Source organism: Solwaraspora sp. WMMD937 (genome assembly GCF_029581175.1).
Taxonomy (GTDB): Bacteria; Actinomycetota; Actinomycetes; order Mycobacteriales; family Micromonosporaceae; genus Micromonospora_E.
In genome coordinates this window covers 5,231,516-5,254,465 of sequence record NZ_CP120738.1, presented here as the reverse complement: position 1 = coordinate 5,254,465, position 22,950 = coordinate 5,231,516, and the positions used below count along the sequence as shown (strand labels likewise).

22 protein-coding genes are annotated in these 22,950 nt (G+C 72.9%); 15 read left to right on the top strand and 7 right to left on the bottom strand.

The window, feature by feature from the left end; all coding sequences use genetic code 11:
• Positions 1–11: 11 nt before the first annotated feature.
• The gene (locus O7621_RS23150) at positions 12–803 is read right to left on the bottom strand and encodes a hypothetical protein (RefSeq protein WP_123602363.1); all 792 of its coding nucleotides are present in this window, start codon (positions 801–803) and stop codon (positions 12–14) included.
• A 120-nt stretch (positions 804–923) separates the two neighbouring features.
• On the opposite strand from O7621_RS23150, the gene O7621_RS23145 reads away from it, so the two are divergent.
• Positions 924–1,748 (top strand): DUF3097 domain-containing protein, encoded by an 825-nt coding sequence (locus tag O7621_RS23145; protein ID WP_282231206.1) that lies wholly within the window; start codon positions 924–926, stop codon positions 1,746–1,748.
• A 48-nt stretch (positions 1,749–1,796) separates the two neighbouring features.
• Here the strand turns inward: O7621_RS23145 and O7621_RS23140 are convergent, their stop codons facing one another.
• Positions 1,797–3,095 carry a serine hydrolase domain-containing protein gene (locus O7621_RS23140; RefSeq protein WP_282234696.1) on the bottom strand — a complete coding sequence of 433 codons (1,299 nt, stop codon included), beginning with the start codon at positions 3,093–3,095 and terminating at the stop codon, positions 1,797–1,799.
• A 171-nt stretch (positions 3,096–3,266) separates the two neighbouring features.
• Between O7621_RS23140 and O7621_RS23135 the strand changes: the two genes are divergently transcribed.
• From O7621_RS23135 to O7621_RS23125, 3 genes are all read left to right on the top strand, one after another.
• Complete coding sequence (locus tag O7621_RS23135; RefSeq protein WP_282231205.1) at positions 3,267–3,725, top strand: NfeD family protein; 459 nt, start codon at positions 3,267–3,269, stop codon at positions 3,723–3,725.
• A 47-nt stretch (positions 3,726–3,772) separates the two neighbouring features.
• Complete coding sequence (locus tag O7621_RS23130; RefSeq protein ID WP_282231204.1) at positions 3,773–4,912, top strand: SPFH domain-containing protein; 1,140 nt, start codon at positions 3,773–3,775, stop codon at positions 4,910–4,912.
• Positions 4,913–5,082: 170 nt separating this feature from the next.
• A complete protein-coding gene (locus O7621_RS23125) occupies positions 5,083–5,841 on the top strand; it encodes a hypothetical protein (protein ID WP_282231203.1) in 759 nt (252 codons plus the stop codon).
• On the opposite strand, the gene O7621_RS23120 is transcribed toward O7621_RS23125, so the two are convergent.
• Positions 5,838–6,626 (bottom strand): RNA methyltransferase, encoded by a 789-nt coding sequence (locus O7621_RS23120; RefSeq protein WP_282234695.1) that lies wholly within the window; start codon positions 6,624–6,626, stop codon positions 5,838–5,840. The genes O7621_RS23125 and O7621_RS23120 overlap by 4 nt on opposite strands.
• Positions 6,627–6,683: 57 nt before the next feature.
• Here O7621_RS23120 and O7621_RS23115 point away from each other — a divergent pair, with 57 nt between their 5' ends.
• Positions 6,684–8,432 carry a PucR family transcriptional regulator ligand-binding domain-containing protein gene (locus tag O7621_RS23115; RefSeq protein ID WP_282231202.1) on the top strand — a complete coding sequence of 583 codons (1,749 nt, stop codon included), beginning with the start codon at positions 6,684–6,686 and terminating at the stop codon, positions 8,430–8,432.
• 41 nt (positions 8,433–8,473) lie between these two features.
• Here O7621_RS23115 and O7621_RS23110 read toward each other — a convergent pair whose 3' ends face one another.
• Complete coding sequence (locus tag O7621_RS23110; RefSeq protein WP_282231201.1) at positions 8,474–8,743, bottom strand: metal-sensitive transcriptional regulator; 270 nt, start codon at positions 8,741–8,743, stop codon at positions 8,474–8,476.
• A 161-nt stretch (positions 8,744–8,904) separates the two neighbouring features.
• Here O7621_RS23110 and O7621_RS23105 point away from each other — a divergent pair, with 161 nt between their 5' ends.
• From O7621_RS23105 to sulP, 3 genes are read left to right on the top strand one after another with little or no spacing between them, the layout of a single operon-like run.
• Complete coding sequence (locus O7621_RS23105) at positions 8,905–10,233, top strand: MBL fold metallo-hydrolase (protein ID WP_282231200.1); 1,329 nt, start codon at positions 8,905–8,907, stop codon at positions 10,231–10,233.
• A gap of 23 nt (positions 10,234–10,256) precedes the next feature.
• Entirely contained in the window at positions 10,257–10,841 is a 585-nt protein-coding gene (locus tag O7621_RS23100) for a rhodanese-like domain-containing protein (RefSeq protein WP_282231199.1), read from the top strand.
• A complete protein-coding gene (sulP, locus tag O7621_RS23095) occupies positions 10,838–12,613 on the top strand; it encodes a sulfate permease (protein WP_282231198.1) in 1,776 nt (591 codons plus the stop codon). The genes O7621_RS23100 and sulP overlap by 4 nt, the downstream gene beginning before the upstream one ends.
• Positions 12,614–12,677: 64 nt before the next feature.
• Here the strand turns inward: sulP and O7621_RS23090 are convergent, their stop codons facing one another.
• From O7621_RS23090 to O7621_RS23080, 3 genes are all read right to left on the bottom strand, one after another.
• Entirely contained in the window at positions 12,678–14,036 is a 1,359-nt protein-coding gene (locus tag O7621_RS23090) for a hypothetical protein (protein WP_282231197.1), read from the bottom strand.
• Positions 14,037–14,144: 108 nt separating this feature from the next.
• Positions 14,145–14,789 carry a hypothetical protein gene (locus tag O7621_RS23085; protein ID WP_282231196.1) on the bottom strand — a complete coding sequence of 215 codons (645 nt, stop codon included), beginning with the start codon at positions 14,787–14,789 and terminating at the stop codon, positions 14,145–14,147.
• Positions 14,786–15,805: a sugar-binding domain-containing protein gene (locus O7621_RS23080; protein ID WP_282231195.1), complete on the bottom strand. Its 1,020-nt coding sequence runs from the start codon at positions 15,803–15,805 to the stop codon at positions 14,786–14,788. The genes O7621_RS23085 and O7621_RS23080 overlap by 4 nt, the downstream gene beginning before the upstream one ends.
• A gap of 144 nt (positions 15,806–15,949) precedes the next feature.
• Here O7621_RS23080 and O7621_RS23075 point away from each other — a divergent pair, with 144 nt between their 5' ends.
• The 7 genes from O7621_RS23075 (at position 15,950) to O7621_RS23045 (ending at position 22,890) form a co-directional block, all read left to right on the top strand.
• Positions 15,950–17,032 (top strand): ABC transporter permease, encoded by a 1,083-nt coding sequence (locus O7621_RS23075; RefSeq protein WP_282231194.1) that lies wholly within the window; start codon positions 15,950–15,952, stop codon positions 17,030–17,032.
• A 46-nt stretch (positions 17,033–17,078) separates the two neighbouring features.
• On the top strand, positions 17,079–18,071 hold the full coding sequence (locus tag O7621_RS23070) for a substrate-binding domain-containing protein (protein WP_282231193.1): 993 nt from the start codon (positions 17,079–17,081) through the stop codon (positions 18,069–18,071).
• Between the two features lies 1 nt (position 18,072).
• Positions 18,073–19,623 carry a sugar ABC transporter ATP-binding protein gene (locus O7621_RS23065; protein WP_282231192.1) on the top strand — a complete coding sequence of 517 codons (1,551 nt, stop codon included), beginning with the start codon at positions 18,073–18,075 and terminating at the stop codon, positions 19,621–19,623.
• A 75-nt stretch (positions 19,624–19,698) separates the two neighbouring features.
• Positions 19,699–20,400, top strand: coding sequence for an SIS domain-containing protein (locus O7621_RS23060; RefSeq protein ID WP_282231191.1), 702 nt, complete (start codon positions 19,699–19,701; stop codon positions 20,398–20,400).
• Position 20,401: 1 nt separating this feature from the next.
• Entirely contained in the window at positions 20,402–21,931 is a 1,530-nt protein-coding gene (xylB, locus tag O7621_RS23055) for a xylulokinase (protein ID WP_282231190.1), read from the top strand.
• Positions 21,928–22,575 (top strand): transaldolase family protein, encoded by a 648-nt coding sequence (locus O7621_RS23050; RefSeq protein WP_282231189.1) that lies wholly within the window; start codon positions 21,928–21,930, stop codon positions 22,573–22,575. Before xylB ends, O7621_RS23050 begins: the two co-directional genes overlap by 4 nt.
• 75 nt (positions 22,576–22,650) lie before the next feature.
• Positions 22,651–22,890, top strand: coding sequence for a hypothetical protein (locus tag O7621_RS23045; protein WP_282231188.1), 240 nt, complete (start codon positions 22,651–22,653; stop codon positions 22,888–22,890).
• The last annotated feature ends 60 nt before the right edge of the window (positions 22,891–22,950 follow it).

Genomic DNA, 22,950 nt, shown 5'->3' with positions numbered 1-22,950 from the left:
GCGATCGGCAGTCAGGGCCGCAGCGGGGCGTTGCAGGCGGCGACCAGCGCCCGGCGGCAGGCGGTGGTCAGCGGTCGCAGCGCGGCGTCGCGCTGCTGGGCCTCGTAGCCGTTGACGGCGCCACCGGGGGCGACGTGCTCGGCGAGCGCCAGCACCTGGTCCAGCACGCTGGCCCGGGCGAACAGCCGGCGAGCCCGCGGATCGAAGCCGGGTGGCAGGTCCATCCCGCCGTCCGGGCGGCGCAGCGCGGCCAGCGCCCCGGCCAGCTCCGGCCGCCAGTGGGCGACGTCCAGCCGGGTCAGCGCCGTGGTCGTCTCGGCCAGCGCGGTGGACAGCTCGGCCTCGGCTTCGGCGGCGCTCGGCCCGGCGTGCCCGGCGGCGGGTAGCTCCTGCGGCAGCGGGTAGATCCGCCACAGCACCGTCTCGAAGGTGACCCCGGACCCGGACGTGTGCGAGCGTACTTCGGGGATGACGCCCAGCCCGCGGGCCACCACCGCCTCGCCGGCGAGCAGCGCGGCGCCGGTGAACTCACCCGGACCGGGCAGACCGCGCGGGTCGCCGGGCGCCGGCAACGCCAGCCGGATCTCGTCCGGCGGCAGCTTCGCGAAGCAGGACAGTGCGTCGCGCAACGGCAGGTCGGTCCAGGCACCGGGTGCGTCGGCGACCAGATGCTCCTCGTCGCCGGCTATCTCGTCGGCTATCTCGTCGTACGGCACCAGGCCGGCGCGCCATGCGCGCACCCAGGCCACGAAGCGGCTGGAGCGGCGCGTCGCGAGGGTCGCCGCGCCTGCTGCGGGGGACATGCACGCTAGGGTACGTGCCGCGCTGTCGGTTGTCTCGACACCGGGCGGCAGGTCCCCGTCGGGGTGTCCGGTCGGCGCGTCGGCGGGCCACCGTCGCCCGGTGCGGTTAGCCTGCCGGACGTGGGCGGTGACCAACGGTACGGCGACGACGTGTTGGCGGGCAACTGGCGCCGCCGTCGGGTGGTGCCGGAGGTCGACGCCGAGCCGGACCTCGTGGTGGAGGACGCCGACTCCGGTTTCTGCGGCGCGGTCGTCGGCTTCGAGTCCGGCGCGGTGACACTGGAGGACCGGCACGGTCGCCGACGGCATTTCCCACTGGTCCCGGCCGGTTTTCTGCTGGACGGCCAGCCGGTGACGCTGCGCCGGCCGCCCCGGGCACCCGCCGCGCCCCGGCAGCGGCAGCGCACCGCCTCCGGTTCGGTCGCGGTCGGCCACCGACCGGCCCGGGTGGCCCAGGCCAGCCGGATCTGGGTGGAGGGGGTGCACGACGCCGCGCTCATCGAACGGATCTGGGGTGACGACCTGCGGGTCGAGGGTGTCGTCGTCGAACCGTTGGACGGCATCGACGGCCTGGCCGCTGCGGTGGCCGGGTTCGCGCCCGGCCCGCAGCGCCGGCTCGGCGTGCTGGTCGACCACCTGGTCCCCGGGTCCAAGGAGAGCCGGGTCGTCGCCCCGGTCACCTCGCCGTACGTGCTGGTCACCGGGCATCCGTACGTGGACGTGTGGCAGGCGGTCAAACCGGACCGGATAGGGTTGCGGCAGTGGCCCCGGATCCCACCCGGACAGCCGTGGAAGGAAGGCATCTGCGCGGCGGTCGGCGTGTCCGATCCGGCGCAGCTGTGGCGTCGGATCCTGTCCAGTGTGCACAGCTACCAGGACGTGGAGACGCCGCTGATCAACGCGATGGAGCGGCTGATCGACTTCGTCACCGTACCGCCGCAGTGAGCCGGCGTCCGCTTAGCCGAGGTCGTCCGCTTAGCTGAGGTCGTCCGGTCAGCCGAGGTCGTCCGGGTCGCGGGTGAGGACGAAGGTGGCCAGGTCCAGCGCCGTCGGGGTGCCGGTCGGTCCACGCCGTACGGTGAGGATCTCGCCCTGCTGGGCGCCGCTGCGGCCCTGCCAGCGGTCCGCACCCGCTGCGCCGAACCGCGACGTCACCGGCTGCACCGGCCCGAGCAGGGTGAGGACCAGCTCGGCGGCGTCGGCGTCCCAGGAGACCTGCATCTCCCGTCCCATCCACCACCATCGGCCGCAGATGGCGTCGATCTCCGGCGGCGGCCGGGTGCCCGGCCGCCACGGCTGTGGCGCGGCCGGTTCCCGGTCGAGCACCTCGACCAGCACCCGCAGCCCCAGCTCGCGGATACTGCCCCGGGCGAAGCCGTAGGAGTTGGCGAAGGCCACCACGCCGGTGCCGGTGGCGCGGTGTACGGCGAGCAGCGCCACGTAGCCGGGCATCGAGCCGCCGTGGCCGGCGAAGACCCGTTCCCCGACCCGGTACAGCTCGGGGCCGAGCCCGTGGCCGCCGGTCCACCGCTGCGGGTCGTTGATCGCCACCGGCAGGCACATCTCCGCCATCGTGGCGGGGTCCAGCACCGCCGGGTCCGGGTCGGCGAGGAACGCGGCCCACCGGCTGAGGTCGGCGACGGTGGACCAGAGCTGGCCGGCGGGGGCCATCGCGCCGGTGTCGGTACGCGGCTCCTCCCGCAGCGTGCCGTGCCACGGGTGCACCACGTAGCCGGCGGCGTACGGGTCGGTGGGGTGGTAGGTGGTGCGGGTCATGCCGAGCGGGCCGAGGATGTCGGTGGCGACCAGGTCGGCCCACGGCGTGCCGGTGATCCGCTGCAGGGCGGCGCCGAGCAGCCCGTACGCCAGGTTCGAGTAGTGGTACGTGCGGTGCGGCGGAAAGGCCATCTTGTCCGGTCCGAGCCTGGCCAGCAGGGTGGCGACGTCGGTGCCGGTGACGCGTTCCCACCAGCCGTCACTGTCCGGTTCGCGTTGCAGGCCGGCGGCGTGGCCGAGGAGCTGACGCAGGGTGATCCGCTCGAACGGGACGTCGGGCAGGTGGTCGCGAAGCCGGTCGTCGAGGTCGAGCCGGCCGGCGTCGCGCAGCCGCAGTACCAGCGTTGCGGTGAAGGTCTTGGTGATCGAGCCGATCCGGTACTGCAGGTCGGGGTGGGGTGTCGGGTGGTCACCGGCGGACGCGACGTGCACCAGCCGACGGTCCCGGAGCACGCCGAGGACGACGGACGGTGCCCGGCCGTACGACTGGGTCTCGGCGACCGCAGTGTCGATCATGCTGATGGTGTCGGGGGACAGGGGTGCGGACACGCCTACATGCTCCTTGCTCGTGACTCAGATAGAAGGGATCCTGACTTAGGGTGGCCGATCTGGTCCGACTCACCGATAGCTGCCCGATTTGTCGGTTTGGCGGTCGCCGGTGGTGCGCGCACATGTCACGATCGGTGTGTGGAACCCGTCCTGTGGATCGTATTGGGCGTCGTGCTCGCGGTCGCGGAATTGTTCACCGCGACGCTGTTCCTCGTCATGTTCGCCGCCGGCGCGTTCGCCGCGGCGATCGCCGCCGCTCTCGGTGCCCCGGTGGCCGCCCAGGGCCTGGTCTTCGCCGCCGTCTCGGCGCTGACCGTGGTCGCCGTCCGGCCGGCCATCCAGCGGCACCGGCAGTCCGCGCTCAGCGGTGGCGAGGAGCCGTTCGGCGTACAGGCGATTGAGGGAGCCTCGGCGCTGGTGCTGGAGCGGGTGGACGCGGACGGCGGCCAGGTCAAGATCGACGGCGAGTTGTGGAGCGCCCGCTCCTACGACGGCACCCAGGTCTTCGCCCCCGGCGAACGGGTACAGGTGATCCAGGTCAAAGGCGTCACCGCGCTGGTCTGGCGGGACGACGTCACCGGCGGCGGACCGGCATGAACACCCCGAGCCGGCATCAACATCCCGAGCCGAGAAGGTGAACGACGATGGACTTAGTGATCGCGGTGCTGGTCGGGGCGGTCGCCCTGATCACGGTGCTGACCCTGATCCGGGCGGTGCGCATCGTTCCGCAGCAGCGGATGGACCTGGTCGAACGGCTCGGCCGGTACCAGCGCACCCTGACTCCCGGTCTCAACCTGCTCGTCCCGTTCATCGACACCGTACGGGCCAAGGTCGACATGCGGGAACAGGTGGTCAGCTTCCCGCCCCAACCGGTGATCACCTCGGACAACCTGGTGGTGTCGATCGACACGGTCCTCTACTTCAAGGTTGTCGACCCCCGGGCCGCCACCTACGAGATCGCCAACTTCCTGCAAGCGATCGAGCAGCTCACCGTCACCACGCTGCGTAACGTCATCGGCTCGCTCGACCTGGAGCGCGCGCTGACCAGCCGCGAGGAGATCAACCAGCACCTGTCCGGCGTGCTGGACGAGACCACCGGCCGGTGGGGCATCAAGGTGACCCGGGTGGAGATCAAGGCGATCGAGCCGCCGCCGAGCATCCGCGACTCGATGGAGAAGCAGATGCGCGCCGAGCGGGACCGCCGCGCCGCGATCCTCACCGCCGAGGGGCACAAGCAGTCACAGATCCTCGGAGCCGAGGGCGAGAAGCAGGCTGCGGTGCTGCGCGCCGACGGTGACCGGCAGGCCCGGATTCTGCAGGCCGAAGGCCAGGCCAAGGCGATCCGGACCGTCTTCGACGCCATCCACCAGGCCAACCCGAGTCAGAAGGTGCTCGCCTACCAGTACCTGCAGGCGCTGCCGCAGATCGCCAACGGCCAGTCCAACAAGATGTGGATCGTCCCGGCCGAGCTCACCAAGGCTCTCGAGGGTCTGGGCGGGGCGCTCGGCGGGCTCAGCCAGATGGTCGGTGACGCGCCGTCGCAGCAGGTCGACTCCAGCGCCGTGGAGCGGGAGGCGGCCGAGGCGGCCGAGGCCGCCGCCGCCGAGGCGCAACGGGTCAACGACGAGGTGCGGGCCGCCGAGCAGGTCACCAGCGGCGGTACGGCGGCCGGCGGCGCCAGGGCCCGGCCGGCCGGGCTGCCCGCGCCCGAGCCGGTGCCCGCGTCCGAGCTGCTCGGCGAGCTGAACTCCGAGCAGCAGCGCCCGCAGGCCGAACGCGGCTGACCCACAGCCGAGGCCCGGCCCGAGCCGATCGAGGCTGGGCCGGGCCGACCCGACCGGTGGAAATCCGAGGAACCCGCGCATACCGCTGTCGTCGGCTGTCACGATCGGTCGGTCAGTGAGCACAGCCGACAGGGCCCGCCGCGGGCCCCGCAGCGCGGGGAGGCGACACCGTGACGCGTGCCGTCAGGAACACCCGACCCCGGACCACCGCGTCCAACGTCGGCCGGTCCGGCCCGGTACGGGTGGTCTCCCGCAGCGACGCCGGGGTCGCCGTGGTGGCCGCCGCCGCACCGGAGAACACCCCGGCCGCCCCGGCCACCAACGCGGCCTGGGCGTGGTCGATCCGTCGGTTCAGCCGGGTCGCCAGCTGGGCGTTGCCGCTGTACGCGATCGCGTTCGGGATCGGCAGCCTGAGTGGCGTGCGCGGCGGCGGCCCGGCACCCGACCTGGTCGACGGCCGGCCGGCGTACCTGATCTCCTGGGTGATCGCCAGCTGGCTGGGGCTGGTCGCGCTGGTGGCGATCGCCGGAATCCACGCCGCCGCCCGCAGCCGGGGCACCGCCGTTTCGGCGCTGCTGGTCGGCCTGGCTGGTACGGCGTCGACGGTCCCGTTCGTCGGGCTGCCCGACGATACGGCCGTCTACGGAACGTCGGCCCGGTCGATCGCCCTGGTCGGCGCCGCCGTGTACAGCTTCGGCTGGCTGCTGGCCGGTGCCGCGGTGCTGCGCTCGGAGCTGTTCAACCGGCTCGACGGCTGGCTGCTGATCGTCGCGTCCCCGCTGCTCGGGCTCGTCGGGCTGCTCTCCGGACCGCTGCAGACCGTCGGCGCGCTCCTCACTCTCACCGCCGGGATCGGCCTGGCCTGGTCCGCCGGCCGGATGGTGCCCAGTGTCCAGGCGCCGGCGACCACCCCGGCCGGCTCGCGTTAAGCCGGGTCGTCGCGGCACAGCTCCCAGAAGGCGACCGCCGCCGCCGTCGCCACGTTGAGTGAGTCGACGCCGCGCCGCATCGGCACCGCCACCCGTACGTCGGCGGCCTGGACCGCCGCGGTGCTCAACCCCGGCCCTTCCGCGCCGAGCAGCAGCGCCGGTCGGGCCCGGGCCGCGGCGTCCAGCCGCTGGACCGGCACCGCGTCCGGTGCCGGGGTCATCGCGAGCAGCCGGAACCCGGCGGTACGGATGGTGGCCAGCGCCGCCGGCCAGGCCACCGCCCGGGCGTACGGCACCGCGAACACCTCGCCCATGCTGACCCGCACTGACCGCCGGTACAGCGGATCCGCGCAGGTGGGGGAGAGGACCACGGCGTCCATGCCGAGCGCCGCCGCGCTGCGGAACAGCGCACCCAGGTTGGTGTGCGTGTTGATCCCTTCGCAGACGACCAGCCGGCGGGCCCGGTCGAGCACCTCGTTCAGGCTGGGCAGGGCCCGGCGGTGGAACGAGGCGAGCACCCCCCGGTGTACGTGGAATCCGGTGATCGACTCCAGCACCGCCGGGGTTGCCGCGTAGACCGTCGCGTCCGGCGGCAGGTCGGCGAGCTGGTCGACCCGCTTGGCGTCGACCAGCACCGACCGCAGCCGGTAGCCGGCCCGCAGGGCCCGCCCGATGACCAGCTCGCCCTCGGCGATGAACAGGCCGTTCGGCGGCTCCCACCGGGTCCGCAGCTCGACGTCGGTCAGCGCCCGGTAGTCGGCGATCCGCACGTCGTCCGGGTCCATGATCTCCGTTGTTGGCACACCGGGCATTGTGCCGGTCGCCGGGGTAGCGTTCTGCGGGTGTTCCCGACCGTCCGTGAGGTGCTGGCGCTCGACCCGGTGCGGAACGGCGGACCCCGGGTGGTCGCCGCCGAGGAGGGTCTGGACCGACCGGTGCGCTGGGTACACGTTACCGAGGTGCCGGACATCGCCAGCCTGCTGCGCGGCGGTGAGCTGGTGCTGACCACCGGGATCGGGCTGCCCGGCGACGACGCCGGCGTGCGGGCCTTCATCGCCGACCTGGCCGAGGTTGGCGTATCCGGTCTGGTGGTGGAGCTCGGCCGCCGCTACCACGGCGGGGTGCCGAAGGTGATGTCCGCGGCGGCGCACCGGCGCGGGCTGCCGCTGGTGGAGCTGCGCCGGGAGACCCCGTTCGTGCTGATCACCGAGGCGGTGCATGCCCTGATCGTGGACGCCCAGCTGGCCGAGCTGCGGGCCACCGAGGAGATCCACCAGCGGTTCACCGAGCTGTCGGTGGAGGGCGCGGAGGCCACCGAGGTGGTACGCCAGGCGGCCGAGCTGGCCGGTGCACCGGTGGTGCTGGAGAATCTGTCCCGCCGGGTGCTGGCCTACCACACCGCCGGAGAGAACCCCCGGCTGCTGCTGGACGGCTGGGAGCAGCATTCGCGCCGGATCCAGCCGACCGGGCGTACCGCGTATCACGCGGACACCGGCTGGCTGGTGACCATGGTCGGTGCCCGAGGCCAGGACTGGGGCCGGCTGCTGCTGCGCTGCCCGGCTGCCGGGTCGGGTGTCTCGGGCGGGTCGGGTGTCTCGGGCGGGCTCAGCGGGCCGGGCGGACCGCCGCTGCGGTGGTCGATCCTGCTAGAACGGGCCGCGTCGACCCTGGCGTTGGGCCGGCTGATCCGCCGCGACGCCGAAGGGCTGGAGCGGCAGATTCACCGGACGCTGCTCACCGCGCTGCTGGACGGGTCGCAGCCGGTCGACGAGGTGGCGATGCGGGCCCGGGCGCTCGGCGTCGGCCTGGACCGTCGGCATCTGGTCGGCGTTGCGGTCCGCTTCCGGGACGCCGGTTCTGGTGCCGAGTCCGGATCGGTCAACGGGGTCGGCGGGGTCGGGCCGGCTGCGGCGGTGCCGTCGGTCGACAGCGCCGAGACGGTCCAGGCCCGGCTGCGCGACCTCGCCGAGACGGTCGGCCTGGCGTTGCGGGAAGCCGGGCTGACCGGCCTGGCCAGCCCGTTGGACGAGCACGCGGTCGGCGTACTGCTGGCGGTCCGCGACGCCACGGCGGCGGACCCGGCGCTGAACGGTCTGCTGGCCGCGCTGCACCGGTTGCGCCGGTCTGAGCCGGTGCCGGTGGTGGTCGCCGCCGGCAGCGGGGTGGACGGCGTCCGGGAGGCCCGGCGAAGCCTGGTCGAGGCCCGCCAGGTGGCCGAGGCCGGCCGCCGGGACCGCCGATCAGACCAGGTGCTGCGGCTGCCGGACGTCGGCCTGGCCGGGCTGCTGCACCTGCTGCGGGAGGAACCCCGGTTGCAGGTCTTCGTCGAGCGTGAGCTGGGCGCGCTGCTGGCGTACGAGGCCCGTCATCCTCGGCAGCGGATGCTGGCCACGCTGCGGGCGTACCTGGAGCACGGCCGCAACAAGTCGGCGGCGGCCGCGGCGGTGCACCTGTCCCGGCCGGCGTTCTACGAGCGGTTGACCCGGCTGGGGCAGATTCTCGGCGTCGACCTGGACTCGGTGCAGGCATGCCTGTCGCTGCACGTCGCGGTGCTGGCGCTGGACGAGGTACGGGCCCGGCCACCCGCCTGATCCAAGACGTCGACTCTGATCCAGACGTCGACGGCGCCGTGTCAGGCCAGGGAGAGGAAGAGCTTCTCCATCTGCTCCAGGCTGGCCTTGCGCTCGGTGGCGTCGCTGTCGGGGCCTATGCACTGTTCGAGCCCACTGGCGATGACCTTGAAGCCGGCCCGGTCGAGCGCCCGGGAGACGGCAGCCAGCTGGGTGACCACCTCGGCGCAGTCCCGGCCGGACTCCAGCATCGCGATGATGCCGCGGATCTGGCCTTCGGCCCGCCGTAACCGCTTGACCACGTCCGCCGTGGTGTTCTCCTCGACCTGCATGGCGAGTTCCTCCTGGTCCGGGATCTCCGGCTAGTGCTTCGGGCCTGCCCAGCTGGGTTTACACGATACACCCGGGGGTATCACTTGCAGATGTCCGTTCATTCGAACATACTGGGTTCGTAGATACCCCCAGGGGTATACGCGAGAGCGGAGGAGCACCCGTGGAACTCATCTCATTCCGTACCCCCGGCCTCGGCGACCAGTCCTACCTGCTGGTCCACGAGGGCAAGGGGGTGCTCGTCGACCCGCAGCGCGACATCGACCGGTTCCTCGCCGCCGCCGCCGAACGCGACGTCGACCTGCGGTTCGTCCTGGAGACCCACCTGCACAACGACTACGTCTCCGGCGGACCGCAGCTCGCCCGACGGACCGGCGCCGAACTGGTCCTGCCGGCCGGCGCGGCACCGACCTACCGGCACACCCCCGCCTTCCACCTCGAGGACATCAAGGCCGACAACCTCACGCTGCGCCCCGTCCACACCCCCGGTCACACCCCGGAACACACCAGCTACCTGGTGCTGATCGACGGTGAGCCGGTCGCCGTCTTCTCCGGCGGCAGCCTGCTCGTCGCCTCCGCCGGCCGACCCGACCTGCTCGGCCCCGACCGGGCCCGCACCCTGGCCCGGCTGCAGCACGGCTCGCTGCACCGTCTCGCCGGCCTGCCCCGGGCCGTCGAGCTCTACCCGACCCACGGTGAAGGCTCGTTCTGCACCGCCACCGGTGCCGGCCGGTTCACCTCCACCATCGGCGACGAGGTCGACACCAACCCGCTGCTCGGCATCGGCGACCCGGAGACGTTCGCCGACCGGCTGCTCGCCGAGCCGATGCCGATCCCGGCCTTCTACCAGTACATGGGCCCGGCCAATCTGCGCGGCGGCGAGCCGATGCCGGCCGTCGAGGCTCCGGAGATCACCGCCGCCGATCTGCCGACCACCGACGACACCCAGTTGCTGGACATCCGGCCACGGCCCGCCCAGGCCGCCGGCCTGCTGCCCGGCTCCGTCGGCATCGAGCTCACCGACGACTTCGGCAGCTGGGTCGGCTGGCTGCTGCCGTACGGCGCACCCGTCGTGCTGATCGCCGAACCCGGCCAGGACGTCGCCGAAGCCGTCGTCCAGCTGGCCCGCATCGGGCTCGACACCGTCCAGGGCGTCCACCGGCCGGCCCCCGCCGACCAGCTCGGCCCCGGCTACGAACTGCTCGACCTGGACAGCTTCCAGCAGCGGCTGGCCCAGCCCGACGCGCAGCTGCTCGACGTACGGATGCCGAGCGAGCGGGCACGGGTCAGCTGGCCCGGGTCGGTCGAACGCTTCCTCGCCGACCTGGTCACCGACGGCATCCCCACCGAACTCGACCCGCAGCGACCGGTCCTCGTCGCCTGCGGCAGCGGCCGGCGGGCCGCCATCGCCGCCAGCCTGCTGGTCCGCGCCGGCCACCGGCCCGCCGTGCTCAGCGGGGCCGGCGTCGCCGACCTGGCCACCGAATCCTGACCACCACCGCACGGAGGAGTGACATGCCCCCCACCAACCCGAACATCCAGGTGCCCGCCGCCCGCGCTTTGCTGGCCGACAACCCCGACACCCTGGTCGTCGACGTGCGCACCCCGGCCGAGTTCGAGACCGCCCACATCGACGGGGCGATCAACCTGCCGCTGGACCAGGTGGACGCGCACCTCAACCGGATCGTCGTCGACGCTGGCGGCCGCATCCTGCTGATCTGCCAGTCCGGCAACCGGGCCAACCATGCCTGCGCAAGACTCGCCAGCGCCGGGCTGGACGGCGCGACCGTCCTCGACGGTGGGATGAACGCCTGGATCGCCGCTGGCGCCCCGGTCAACCGGGGCCGCCAGCGGTGGAGCCTGGAACGTCAGGTGCGCCTGGTCGCCGGCGCGATCGTGCTGGTCTCGGTGCTGGCCAGCATCTGGTACCCGCCGGCCCGGTACGTCGCCGGACTCATCGGGGCCGGGCTGACCGTCGCCGCGTTGACCAACACCTGCGCCATGGGCGTGCTGTTGGCCCGCCTGCCCTACAACCAGGGCGCCGGGTGTGACGTCGACACCTCACTCACCCGGATCAGCCGGGCCGGCGCAGCGGAATGACCACCACCGCGTACCCCCGCCAGGAGCGCACCGGCCCGGCGCGGATCGTGCCCATCCTCGGTTGGCGGGGCGGATACGACCGGCACGTGCTGCGTCACGACCTGATCGCCGGCCTCACCGTCGCGGTGATGCTGGTGCCGCAGAGCATGGCGTACGCTGCCCTCGCCGGCATGCCACCGGTCACCGGCCTGTACGCGGCGATCGTGCCGGTGCTGGTGTACGCCCTGCTCGGCACCTCCGGTTCGCTCGCCGTCGGCCCAGTGGCGATCACCGCGCTGATGACCGCCACCGCGCTCGCCCCTCTCGCCGACGGCGACCCCGGCCGGTACGCCGCCCTCGCCGGCCTGCTCGCCGGCCTGGCCGGTGCCATCCAGGTCCTGATGGGGGTGCTGCGCCTCGGCGCTCTGGTGAACTTCTTGTCCCACTCGGTGCTGTCCGGGTTCACCTCGGCCGCAGCGCTCGTCATCGCCGCGAGCCAGGTCAAGGACCTGCTCGGGATGCGAGTCGAGCGGGCCGAGAACCTGCCCGGCATCATTGCCAGCCTGTGGCAGGGCGTCGCCACGATCCACCCGCTGACCGTGGCGGTCGCTGCGGCCAGCATCGCCGGGCTGGTCCTGCTGCGTCGGTACGCCCCGAAGGTGCCGGCGGCGCTGCTGGTCGTCGCCGCCGTCACGGCGGTCAGCGCCGTGCTGGCCCTCGGCAACCGGGGCGTACCCATCCTGCGGGACGTACCGAGCGGGCTGCCCACCCCGGACCTGCCGGCGCTCGCCCTGGCCGATCTGCGGTCCCTGCTGCCGGCCGCGGTCGCGATCGCGCTGGTCGCCTACATGGAGGGCATCGCGGTAGCCAAGTCATTGGCCGCCCGGTCCCGCCAGCACGTCGACCCGAACGCCGAACTCGTCGCGGTCGGCGCGGCGAACGCCGCTGCCGGTGCCTTCCACGCGTTCCCGGTGGCCGGCGGCTTCTCCCGCAGCGCGGTCAACTTCTCTGCCGGGGCCCGCACTCCGGTCGCGTCGGTGGTCACCGCAGGCGTGGTGGGGCTGACCGCGTTACTGCTCACCCCGGCCTTCTACCACCTGCCCAAGGCGGTGCTCGGGGCGATCGTCGTGGTCGCCGTACTCGGGCTGGTCGACTACCGGGGCGCCCGGACGGCCTGGCGTCTTCGTCGGGTCGACGGGTTCACCCTGGCGCTGACCTTCGCGGTCACCCTGGTCGCCGGGGTGGAGCCGGGCCTGGCCGCCGGGTTGGTGTTCAGCCTCGCGGTGTTCCTGCGCCGGTCCGCCCGCCCGCACACCGCCGAACTGGGCCGGGTGCCCGGCACCGCGACCTTCCGCAACGTGGCCCGTTACCAGGGCCTGCTCACCGATCCGCAGGTGGTGGTGCTGCGCATCGACGGGCCGCTGTACTTCGCCAACGCGCAGTACCTCGCCGACCGGCTGCTGACGCTGGCCGAGACCCGCGAAGCGCTACGGGCGGTGGTGGTCGACGCCAGCGCGGTCGGCGACGCCGACGCCGACGGCGCGCACGCCCTGGCCCAGGCCAGGGATCGGCTGGCCAGCCGGGGCGTCGTGCTGCGCCTGGCCACCGTCCGGGGACCGGTGCGGGACCTGCTCACCCGCTCCGGCCTGTGGCCAACGATGCGGGAGGCCGGGCAGCTGCATCCGGAGGTGGCCGACGCGGTCGACGCCGCCACCGGCGAAGGCGGGGCGACCGGCGGTGACGGGACCGCGGACACTGGCTCAACGCCCAGCTTGCCGCAAGAGGTGTACTGACGAACCGGACCATGTTCCGGGAGCGGTTGTCCATCGCACGTCCGGCTCCGCCCCGAACCGGATCTCAGGCCAACGCGCTGAGGACCTCCGCGTACGCCGCCGGCACGTGGTGCGGCCCGCCGGGCAGTAGTACGTCGGAGGCGTCGACCGCCGGCCAGGCCTGTTCCGGCACCGCCGCCATCAGCTCCCGTACCAGCGGGGTGCCGCGCCACTGCGGCGACCCGGCGAGCATCCGCAACGCGACGAGAGACTCCTCGACCTCACCGACACACTCGAACGGCTTGTGCCCGTCGAGGCCGAGCAGCTCCCGGTAGCCGGCCGACTGGGCCGGATCGGCGAGCAGGTCGACGCCGAAGATGCCGACCAGCCGGTCCCGCGACATGAACGGCGCGAACGCCAGGAAAACGAACCGGCATTTCGGGCACGCCCCGCACCAGCGTTCGCTGCGGTCGCGCAGCTTGAACGCCGCGTTGCAGCTGGTCACCACCGGGTCGTAGCCGGTCGAACGGGCGTACAGCTTCGCGATGTGCAGCTCGGACAGGGTCCGCAGCAGCGAGAAGTACGGCTCGGTCAGCCCGGCGTGGCCGTGCAGTGCGGCCCGCAGTAATCCTTCGGCCTCGACGCCTTTGGACCACTGGTGGTTGATCTCGTGACCGTTCCAGACCAGGTTCGGGTCCGAGGCGGACCGCTCGTTGGACATCACCACCGGCCCGAGGCCGTGCAGCACCGCCGTACCGACCGCGATCAGCGAGTTGACGGCGGTAACCGGAACATGGCCGTTGTACGCACCGGCAGCGTTGAGGTCGAACAGCCGCGGGTCCAACGCCCGGCGGGCGGCCAGCGCCGGCAGCCCGGAGGCCGCGTTGACCGCGACGATCACCGGGTTCGGGTTGACCGAGAACGGCACCGGGTCGAACCCGGCTCGGCGCAGCGCCTCCAGGGTGACGATCGAGTCCTTGCCGCCGCCGACCGCCGACAGCGGTCGCCGGTCGGCGGCGGCAATCGGCTGCGGCGGCGCCGGCACCCCGTCCGGCACGACGGGGGCCAACTCGAGCACGTGCGGCAGACCGTTGCGGTACGCGTACTCGGCCAGGCCCTTGGTGTAGACGGCGGTGACCAGCGCGACCGCCTCAGGCCCCAGCGGCGCGGGCGCCACCAGCGACGGTGGAGCCGCCGCTTTGTAGTAGCTGACCCCGGCGACCAGGTGCAGCAGCTCCAGGACCCGACGGAACGTCGACCCGGGCCCGCTCGGCGGTGGGGTACCGCCCTCGGGCATGGGGAAGGTGATCCGTTCGACGAAGGTCAGCTCCGCGCTGTCGTCGCCGGTGAGCGTGTAGCCCAGCTCGGCCACCCCGGTCACCGGGTCGAATTCCAGACTAGGGAAGGTAAACGCGGTGTAACGTCGCAATTCGTCGCTTTCCACCCGTACCTCCTCCACAGCTCACCGACCAGACATACTAGCCCCAGCCTGTGCCCTTGATCCGGGGCCCGATGACCCGCCGGCCGGTGGTGGGGGCGCCTGGTGCGGCCCTCACCCGGTCGGCCGTCCGTCGCCGGCTCGCACCGCTGTCAGCCAGGCCGCCGGGTCGGGGGCGCGCAACAGGTCGGTGCCGCTGACCACCCAGGTCGCGCCGGCGCCGGCCAGTTCAGCGGCGCGGGCGGCGGTGACCGCGCCGTCCACCCCGAGCAGCGGCCGGCCGCGCTCGGCGCGGACCCGCTGCACCGAGCGGGGCCGGAAGGCGCCGCCGGCGTTGCCCGGCTCGACGCACATGACCAGCACACCGACCGACGCCGGCAGGGAGTCGATGGTGGACATAGCGGTGTCCGGCGACACGGCGACGGCGGGGATACGGCCCCGTCGCACGATGCGGTCGACGGCGGCCTGCCAGGCGTCTGCCTCGACGTGCACGGTGACCACGTCGCAGAACCCGGTCCAGGCGTCGACGTGGCGCAGCGGTCGGCGCACCATCAGGTGCGCCTCGGCCACCACCCCCGTCGACGCGGTCAGCGCCTCGGCCTGGGCCGGTTCGAACCCGCCGGCCAGGGCGAAGTCCCCGTCGGTGACGTCCCAGTGCACATGTCGCAGGCCGGCGTCGGCCAGCCGGGCCGCCTCCTCGCCGACCCGGGCGCGGTCGGCAGACCAGAGCGAGCCGGCCACCCGTGGCACCCCCGTCACGCCCGAATCCCCTTCGCCTGCTGCGCCGGCCGGTCCGACTGGGTTGTCTGTGCCGGCACAGCCGGCGCGACGCCCTCGGCGCCGAGTACCGCCTCGGCCAACGCCCGTTCAGTGACCAGGCCGGTGATCAGACCGGCGCGGGCCACCGCCGCCACCGCGCCCGCCTTGTCGGCGCCGCCGGCCACAGCGATGACCCGGGGGAAGCGGCGCATCTGCTCCGGGGTGACCGAAATGCAGCGGGCGGCGAAGTCGGAGGTGACGATCGTGCCGTCCTCGGTCACCAGGATCGAGGCGATGTCGGCACGGACGCCCTGGGCCCGCAGGCCGCTCACCTCCTCGGCGGAGATCGCCGGGATGAGCTGGGTGTTCGGTGGGTCCCACGAGCCGACGGAGACGACCGCGGTGGTGACGTCGTCGAACATGCGCAGCGCGCGGGCGACGTCGGGTTGGCGGCGCAGCACCGTGGCGGCGGCCGGGTCGTCGACGACCAGCGGGGCGAAGATCGGGTGGGCAGAGCCACCGGAGCTGACCGCGACCTTGCGGACGATCTCCACCGGTGACTCGTCGAGGTTGCTGCCGATGGCGCCGGTCAGCTGCACCACCGACACCGGGGGCAGGGCCGGTAGTGACTGGGTCATCGCGCTCAGCGTGCGGCCCCAGGCCAGGCCGAGCACCTCGCCGGCGCCGACGCTGTCACTGAGCAGGCCGGCCGCGGTCAGGCCGATCTGCTTGCGGACCTCGGCCTCACCACCGGCGGCCTCGACGACGAGCGCCTCGCGCAGCCCGAGGTGCTCGGCGAGACGGGCGGACAGGGCCGGATCGACGGTGCCGCTGTCGTGCAGGGTGATGGTCACGACACCGGTGGCGACGGCCTGTTCCAGCAGTCGGGCCACCTTGAAACGGGACAGGCCCAGCTCCTTCGCGATCTCCACCTTGCTGCGGTCCTCAAGGTAGAAGCGACGGGCGACCGTCACGAGGAGCCACCGCTCGGTGGGCGTCAAGCTCTCGGTGCTCATTTGAGCATCGCCAGCGCTCATTTTTGTTTCATCCTCTTGTCGATTGCTCGTCACGTGACCTAGTGTTCACGTATGAGCGCAGTCTAGTGCTCGTATGAGCAGGATTGCCAATCCATCCCCCGCAGTTTTGCAAGGAGGCCCGTCGTGAAGCGGCGCATACCTGACGAAGCCGGCATTATGGCTGTGGTGGTGCTGGTCGGGCTCGCCTTCAGTGCCCTGTCGCCGACATTCCGGACATTCGACAACGCGCAGCTGCTGCTGCTCAACGGTGCCGTGATCGCCTTTCTCGCCATGGGGCAGGCGTTCGTCCTGCTGACCGGCGGGATCGACCTGTCCACCGGCTCCAACGTGGCCCTGACCGGGATGACCGCCGCCCTGCTGATGAGCAACGGCCTCCCCTGGTGGCTCGCCGCCCTGGCCGCGATCACGGTCGGCGCGCTCGTCGGCGTGTTCAACGGCGCCTGCGTGCACTTTCTTCACCTGCCGCCGTTCATCGTGACCTTCGCCACCTTCGGTGTCGCGGCGAGCATCCCGCTCATCCTCACCGGTGCCAGCTCCGTCTCCGTCAAGGACCCGCTGTTCGCCATCATCGGCCGGGGCGGGCTGTTCGGCGTACCGATGCCGGTCGTGCTGGTCGCCGTCGCCGCCCTGCTCTTCACCGCCCTGCTGCGGCTCACCCCGACCGGGGTGCACGTCTACGCCGTCGGCGGCAACGCCGCCACCAGCCGGCTCGCCGGCGTGCGGATCGGCCGGGTGACGATCTTCGTGTACGCGATCAGCGGGGTCTGCGCGGCCATGGGCGGGCTCATCACCACCAGTCGGCTGATGGTCGGCTACCCCAGCGCCGGATCCGGCAACGAACTGTTCTACTCCATCGCCGCGGCCGTCGTCGGCGGGGTCAGCCTCTTCGGCGGCATCGGCAGCATGCCCGGCGCCCTGTTCGGCGCGGTCCTGATCGCCACGGTGTCCAACGGCATGAACGTCGTCGGCGTGCAGAGCTACTGGCAGCCACTGGTCATCGGGCTGATCATCCTGGCCGGCGTCACCGTCGACACCTACCGGCGGAACACCTCGCTCGGCGAACTGATCCGCCGCAGCCTGCTGCGACGCGGCAACGCCCCTGACGCACCCGAGCCGGGTGGCGGGCCGGGGCAGCCGACCGGCGGGCCGGCGGCGGCCGGACACGGCACGTCCACCGGGGCCGCAGCCGCCACCACCGCCACCTGATGCCTCACCCGCACCGGCACACCCGTCACCAATGGAAGGAATTTCGATGCACCGCAAGATGATGCTGTCCGTCGGTGCCCTCGGCACCGCCCTGGCCCTGTCCGCCTGCGGCGGAGCCGTCGACACCGGCACCGGCCAGCCTGCCGACCAGGCCGACGCCGACGCCCGTCCGGCCGCCTGCGACGAGGAGAACCCCTACCTCGCCGTCGCGCTGCCCAACCTGACCAACCCGTACTACGTGGCGATGAAGCGCGGCTTCGAGGAGGAGGGCGAGGCGCAGGGCTTCGACGTCGAGGTGCAGATCGCCAACGACGACGACGCCGCCCAACTCGCCCAGGTCCAGGCCATGCTGCAGAAGAACCCCTGCGCGCTGGCGCTCAACGCGGTGAAGTCCGAGCCCGCGGCGGCGATCGTCAAGGCCGCCAACGACGCCGGGGTGCCGGTGTTCACCGTCAACGTCACCGTCTCCGAGGAAGCCCTCACCGACCAGGGCGCGAGCATCGTGCAGTACCTCGGCGCCGACAACGTCGCCGGCGGCACCCAGACCGCCGAGCAGGTCCTGGCGGACCTCGGCGCCGACGCCGAACTGAAGATCGGCTTCGTCACCGAACCCGACGAGGTGCCGACGCTGCTGCGCGACGAGGGCTTCGAGCAAGCCATCGCCGCCAACCCCAACGCCGAGATCGTGGCCAAGGTCGACGGCAACGTCAAGCCCGACGACAGCCTCAAGGCAGCCACCGAGATGCTCTCCGGCAACCCGGACCTCGACGTGATCTACGCCAACACCGGACCGGCCGCGTACGGCGCGTTGCAGGCCGTGCAGGGCAAGGACGTCAAGGTGTACGGGTTCTGCGCCGCCGAGGAGCCGCTGACCGAGCAGTACGCCGCCTGCGTCGCCCAGGAGCCCGAGGACTACGGCCGCCGCGTCGTGCAGCAGGTCCGTGACTGGGCCGACGGCGGCACCCCGGAGGCAGAGATCCTGCGTCCGCTGAAGATGTTCACCACCGGCGAGACCCCGGCCCCGGGCGAGGTCGGCTGAGATGTCCAGCAAGCCGACGACGGCGGTGACCCCGGCACCAGGCATCGAGGCACGGGGCATCGTCAAACGATTCGCCAACGTGCCGGTGCTGCACGGGGTCACCGTCGCCGTACGGCCCGGCGACGTGGTCGGGCTGGTCGGTCACAACGGGGCCGGCAAGTCCACCCTGCTCAGGAGCATCGCCGGGGCGATCCGCCCGGACGGCGGCACCATCCGGGTCGACGGGCGGGTGCAGCACTTCGGCTCGCCGGCCGACGCCCGCCGGGCCGGGGTGGCCGCCGTCTACCAGGAACTGTCCCTGCTGCCCAACCTCACGGTCACGCAGAACGCGTTCCTCGGCGACGAACGGGTCACCGCCGGGCTGCTGCGGCGCAGAGCGATGCGGCAGGAGGCCCAGAACCTGGTCGACCGGTTCGGGTTGGCGGTCGACGTGGACCGCCGCCTCGGCGACTACCCGGTCGCCACCCGGCAACTGCTGGAGATCGCCATCGCGATCCACCGCGACGTCAGCTACCTGCTGCTCGACGAGCCGACCACCAGCCTGGAGGGCGGGCAGGTCGAGAGGTTCCTCGACACGGTCCGCGACCTGGTCCGTGACCAGCGGGTCGGGGTGCTGCTCGTCGACCACAAGATGGAGGAGCTGTACGCGGTCGCGAACCGGGTGGTCGCCCTGGTCGACGGCCGGGTCCGGATCGACGGCGCGGTGGACGAGGTCCCCCGCGAGGAGGTGGTCAGGGCCATCGCCGGCACCGAGACCGGCTCCGAGACGCGGACCGGCTCCGCGACCGGCGCCGACCGTCGCCGGTCTCGCGGCGGGACCGGTGACGACGTCGGCCTCGCGGTACGCAACCTGCGTACCCCGGTGCTGGACGACGTCACCCTGCACGCCGGCAAGGGCCGGGTGCTCGGCATCTACGGCCTGGTCGGGTCCGGGCGCACCGAGCTGCTGCGTACCCTCGTCGGGCTGGACCCGGTCCGGTCCGGCACCATCACCCTGCACGGACGTCGCTACCGGCCGCGCGGCCCCGGGCCGGCGCAGCGGGCCGGCGTGGTGTACGTGACCGAGGAACGCAAGAGCGACGGGATCGTCCCGGAACTCGACTCGGTGATGAACGTCGCCCTGCCGGTGCTGTCCCGCTACCGCCGGTTCGGGCTGCTCGACCACCAGCGGATGCGCCGCGACGCCACCGCCCTGCTGGAGAAGCTGCACGTACGGGGGGACCGGTCGGCGCCGGTGGTGCGGCTGTCCGGCGGCAACCAGCAGAAGGTGCTGCTCGCCCGGGCGTTGGCGCAACGCCCGCAGGTGCTGCTGCTCGACGAACCCACCAAGGGCGTCGACCTGGGCGTCAAGGCGGAGATCCACCGCATGGTGCGGGAACTCGCACACCGCGACGGGCTCACCGTGATCGTGGTGTCCAGCGAGGAGGACGAGATCTGTGAGATCGCCGACGACGTCGCGGTGATCGTCCACGGCCGGTCCACCGGCGAGCTGCTGCCGGCCCGGGACCTCACCCCGCAGGCGCTGCGCCAGGCGGCGTGGGAAGCCGCCTGACGACCCGCCGGGCCGCCTGACGACCCGCCGGCCGCCGCCTGATGAACCGTTGAAACGAGAGAACGAGGAAACACGATGACAGTCGACGCTCCGGCCGAAGCGCTGCTGGCCGGCCAGGCCGCCATCCGACGCGAGGCAGCGGGGGTGCTCGCCGTCGCCGACCAACTCGGCGAGACGTTCCTGCGCGCGGTCGACCTGCTGGCCGACTGCACCGGCAAGGTGTTCGTCACCGGATCCGGCACCTCGGGCTCGGTGGCCCGCCGGATGGCCCACCTGCTGTCGGTCTGCGGCACCCCGGCGCTGTACATGTCGCCGATGGACGCCCTGCACGGCTCGATGGGGGCGATCGTCGGCGGTGACATCCTCATCGCGATCTCACACGGCGGCGAGACCGCCGAGCTGAGCGACCTGGCCGAACGGGTACGCCGCCGCGACGTGCCGATCGTCGTACTCACCTCCGCGCCGGACTCCACCCTGGGCCGGCTCGCCGACCTGGCCGTGGTGCTGGCCGACGACGATCAGGCCGACCCGGGCGGGGTGATCGCGATGGGCAGCACCTTGGCGGTGTCGGTGTGGGGTGACGCCCTGGCGTACGTGCTGATGCGCCGCAGCGGCTACGGCTGGGACCAGGTGCTGGAGACCCATCCGGCCGGCGCCGTCGGCAAGATCACCGAACTGCCGGCCGCCCTGCCCGGCCTGACCGCCGCAGCCGACGCCGGCCGACGCGGTACCGGCACCGACGACGGCGAGGCCGACGCCGGTGCCGGAGGTAACTGACATGCCGGTCGTCGCCGGAGTGGACAGCTCCACCCAGTCGTGCACCGTCGAGCTGCGCGACGCCGTCGACGGCACGCTGCTGGGCAGTGGCCGGGCCCCGCACCCGCCCACCTTCCCGCCGGTGTCCGAGCAGCCGGCCACCACCTGGTGGACGGCGTTCGTCACGGCGCTGCCGGCCGCCCTCGCTGACGCGGCGACCCGTGGCACCCCGGTGCCCCCGGCGTCGATCGGCGCGATCAGCGTGGCCGGGCAGTGCCACGGACTGGTCATGCTGGACGCCGCCGGACAGGTGCTGCGCGACGTCAAACTGTGGAACGACACCACCTCGGCCCCGCAGGCGGCGGCGCTGGTGGCCGAGCTGGGCGCGGCCGGCTGGGCGGAGGCGGTCGGCTCGGTGCCGACGGCCGCGTTCACCATCACCAAGCTGGCCTGGGTGGCCGAGCACGAACCGCAGCTGCTGCGCCGGCTGGCCACCGTACTGCTGCCGCACGACTACCTGACCTACCGGCTCACCGGCCGGACGGTGACCGACCGGTCGGAGGCCGCCGGCACCGCCTACTACGCCGCGCACGAGCGGCGGTGGCGGACCGACCTGCTGACCCGGTTCGTCGACGCGGACCTCGACTGGGCCACCATGCTGCCCACCGTGCTCGGCCCCGCCGAACCGGCCGGCACCCTGATCCCGGACGTGGCACGCCAGCTCGGGCTGCGGCCGGACGTGGTCGTCGGGCCGGGCGCCGGCGACCAGCACGCGGGTGCCCTCGGCCTGGGTATCCGCTCCGGCGAGGTGGTCTACAGCCTCGGCACCTCCGGAGTGGTGCTGACCACCACCGAGGATCCGGTGCACGACGCCAGCGGCTGGGTCAACGGCGTCGCCGACGCGGCCGGCGGCTATCTGCCGCTGGTGTCGGTGCTCAACTGCGCCAAGGTGACCGACACGTTCGCCCGGCTGCTCGGCGTCGACCACGACGAGCTGGCCCGGCTCGCGCTGGGCGCTCCGGACAACCCGGACCGGCCGGTGCTCGCCGCGTTCCTCGACGGCGAACGCTCCCCGGACCGGCCCCGGGCGCGCGGCGCGCTGGCCGGGCTGACCACCGCCACCACCCGCGAGGAACTGGCGTTGGCCGCCGTCGAGGGCGTGCTGCTGGCCCTGGTACGCGGGCACGAACGGCTACGTACTGCCGGTGCCCCGGCCGACGGCGACGTGCTGGTCACCGGCGGCGCCGCCCGCTCGGCCGCGTACCGGCAGGTCCTCGCCGACCTGCTGGGCACACCGGTGCGCACCTGTGACGCGCCGGAGGCGACCGCCCGGGGTGCCTGCCTGCAGGCGTCGGCGGTGCTGGCCGGTACCGACGTGCGTCAGGTCCGCGACGCCTGGCGGCCGGCCACCCTGACCGTCACCGAACCCCGGACCCCGGCCCGGCCGGACGTCCGCGACCGGTACGCCCGGCTGGCCGACTGGGACGGCCTCGACTCACCCGTTGACCCATCCGCCGACCCGCCCGTTGACAACCTTGAGGACTTCGCGTGACCCTGCTGTATCTCGACTCCGCCGACCGGGCCGCCCTGGCCCCGCTGCTCGCCACCGGGCTGTTCGCCGGCGTGACCACCAACCCGTTGCTGCTGGACCGGGCCGGGCTGGGCCAGACCGACCTGCCCGCACTGCACGACTGGGCGGTCGCCGCCGGCGCCGGCACCGTGTTCGCGCAGACCCTCGCCGAGGACCCGGACGGCATCGTCACCGAAGGGCTGCGGCTGCGTGAACTCAGCGACCGGGTGGTGGTGAAGGTGCCGGCCACCCGGTCCGGCCTCACCGCCACCCGCCGGCTCGCCGACCAGCAGGTGCCGGTGCTGATCACCGCCGTCTACCACGCCGCGCAGGCGGTGCTCGCCGCGGCGGCGGGTGCCCGGTACATCGCCCCGTACCTGGGGCGGATGACCGCCGCCGGCCGCGACGGTCTGGCGCAGATCCAGACCATGCACCGGATTCTCGCCGGCGGCCCGACGCAGACCCTGGTGGCGAGCATCAAGTCGGTCGACGACCTGGTACGGCTGGCAGCGGCCGGCGTGCCGTCGTTCACCATCGGTCCGGCGCTGGCCGACGAGCTGCTGCGCGACGACCTGACCGACGGGGCGGTGGCCGAGTTCCTGGCGGCCGCGGCCCGCAACGGCTGAAGCCAACCGGTGCATTCCCTGGTAACAGGTGGGCCGGACCGGCTGAATTTCGCGTCGGGTGCTATATAGGACGGCATGATTCGTGACCGGGTAATCGCCTGTCTGCTGTTCGCCGTCGCCTTCGCCGGGCTGGTGATGCAGCGGATGTCCTCGTTCAGCGACTTCCCGTTGGTGGTGGAGGCGGTGGTCGCCGTCGCTGCGGTGACGAGTGGCCTGACCGGTGTGTGGCTGTGGGTGCGCTCGTCGCGGCAACGCTCCGGCGACCCGCAGGCGCAGGCGGGGGCGGAGACGGGAGCGACCACCTCGGACGACTGACAACCCGCGCAGGCCGTCCGGGGCCGTCGGGCGACGGAGTGTCAGGCCGAGCCGGGCCGG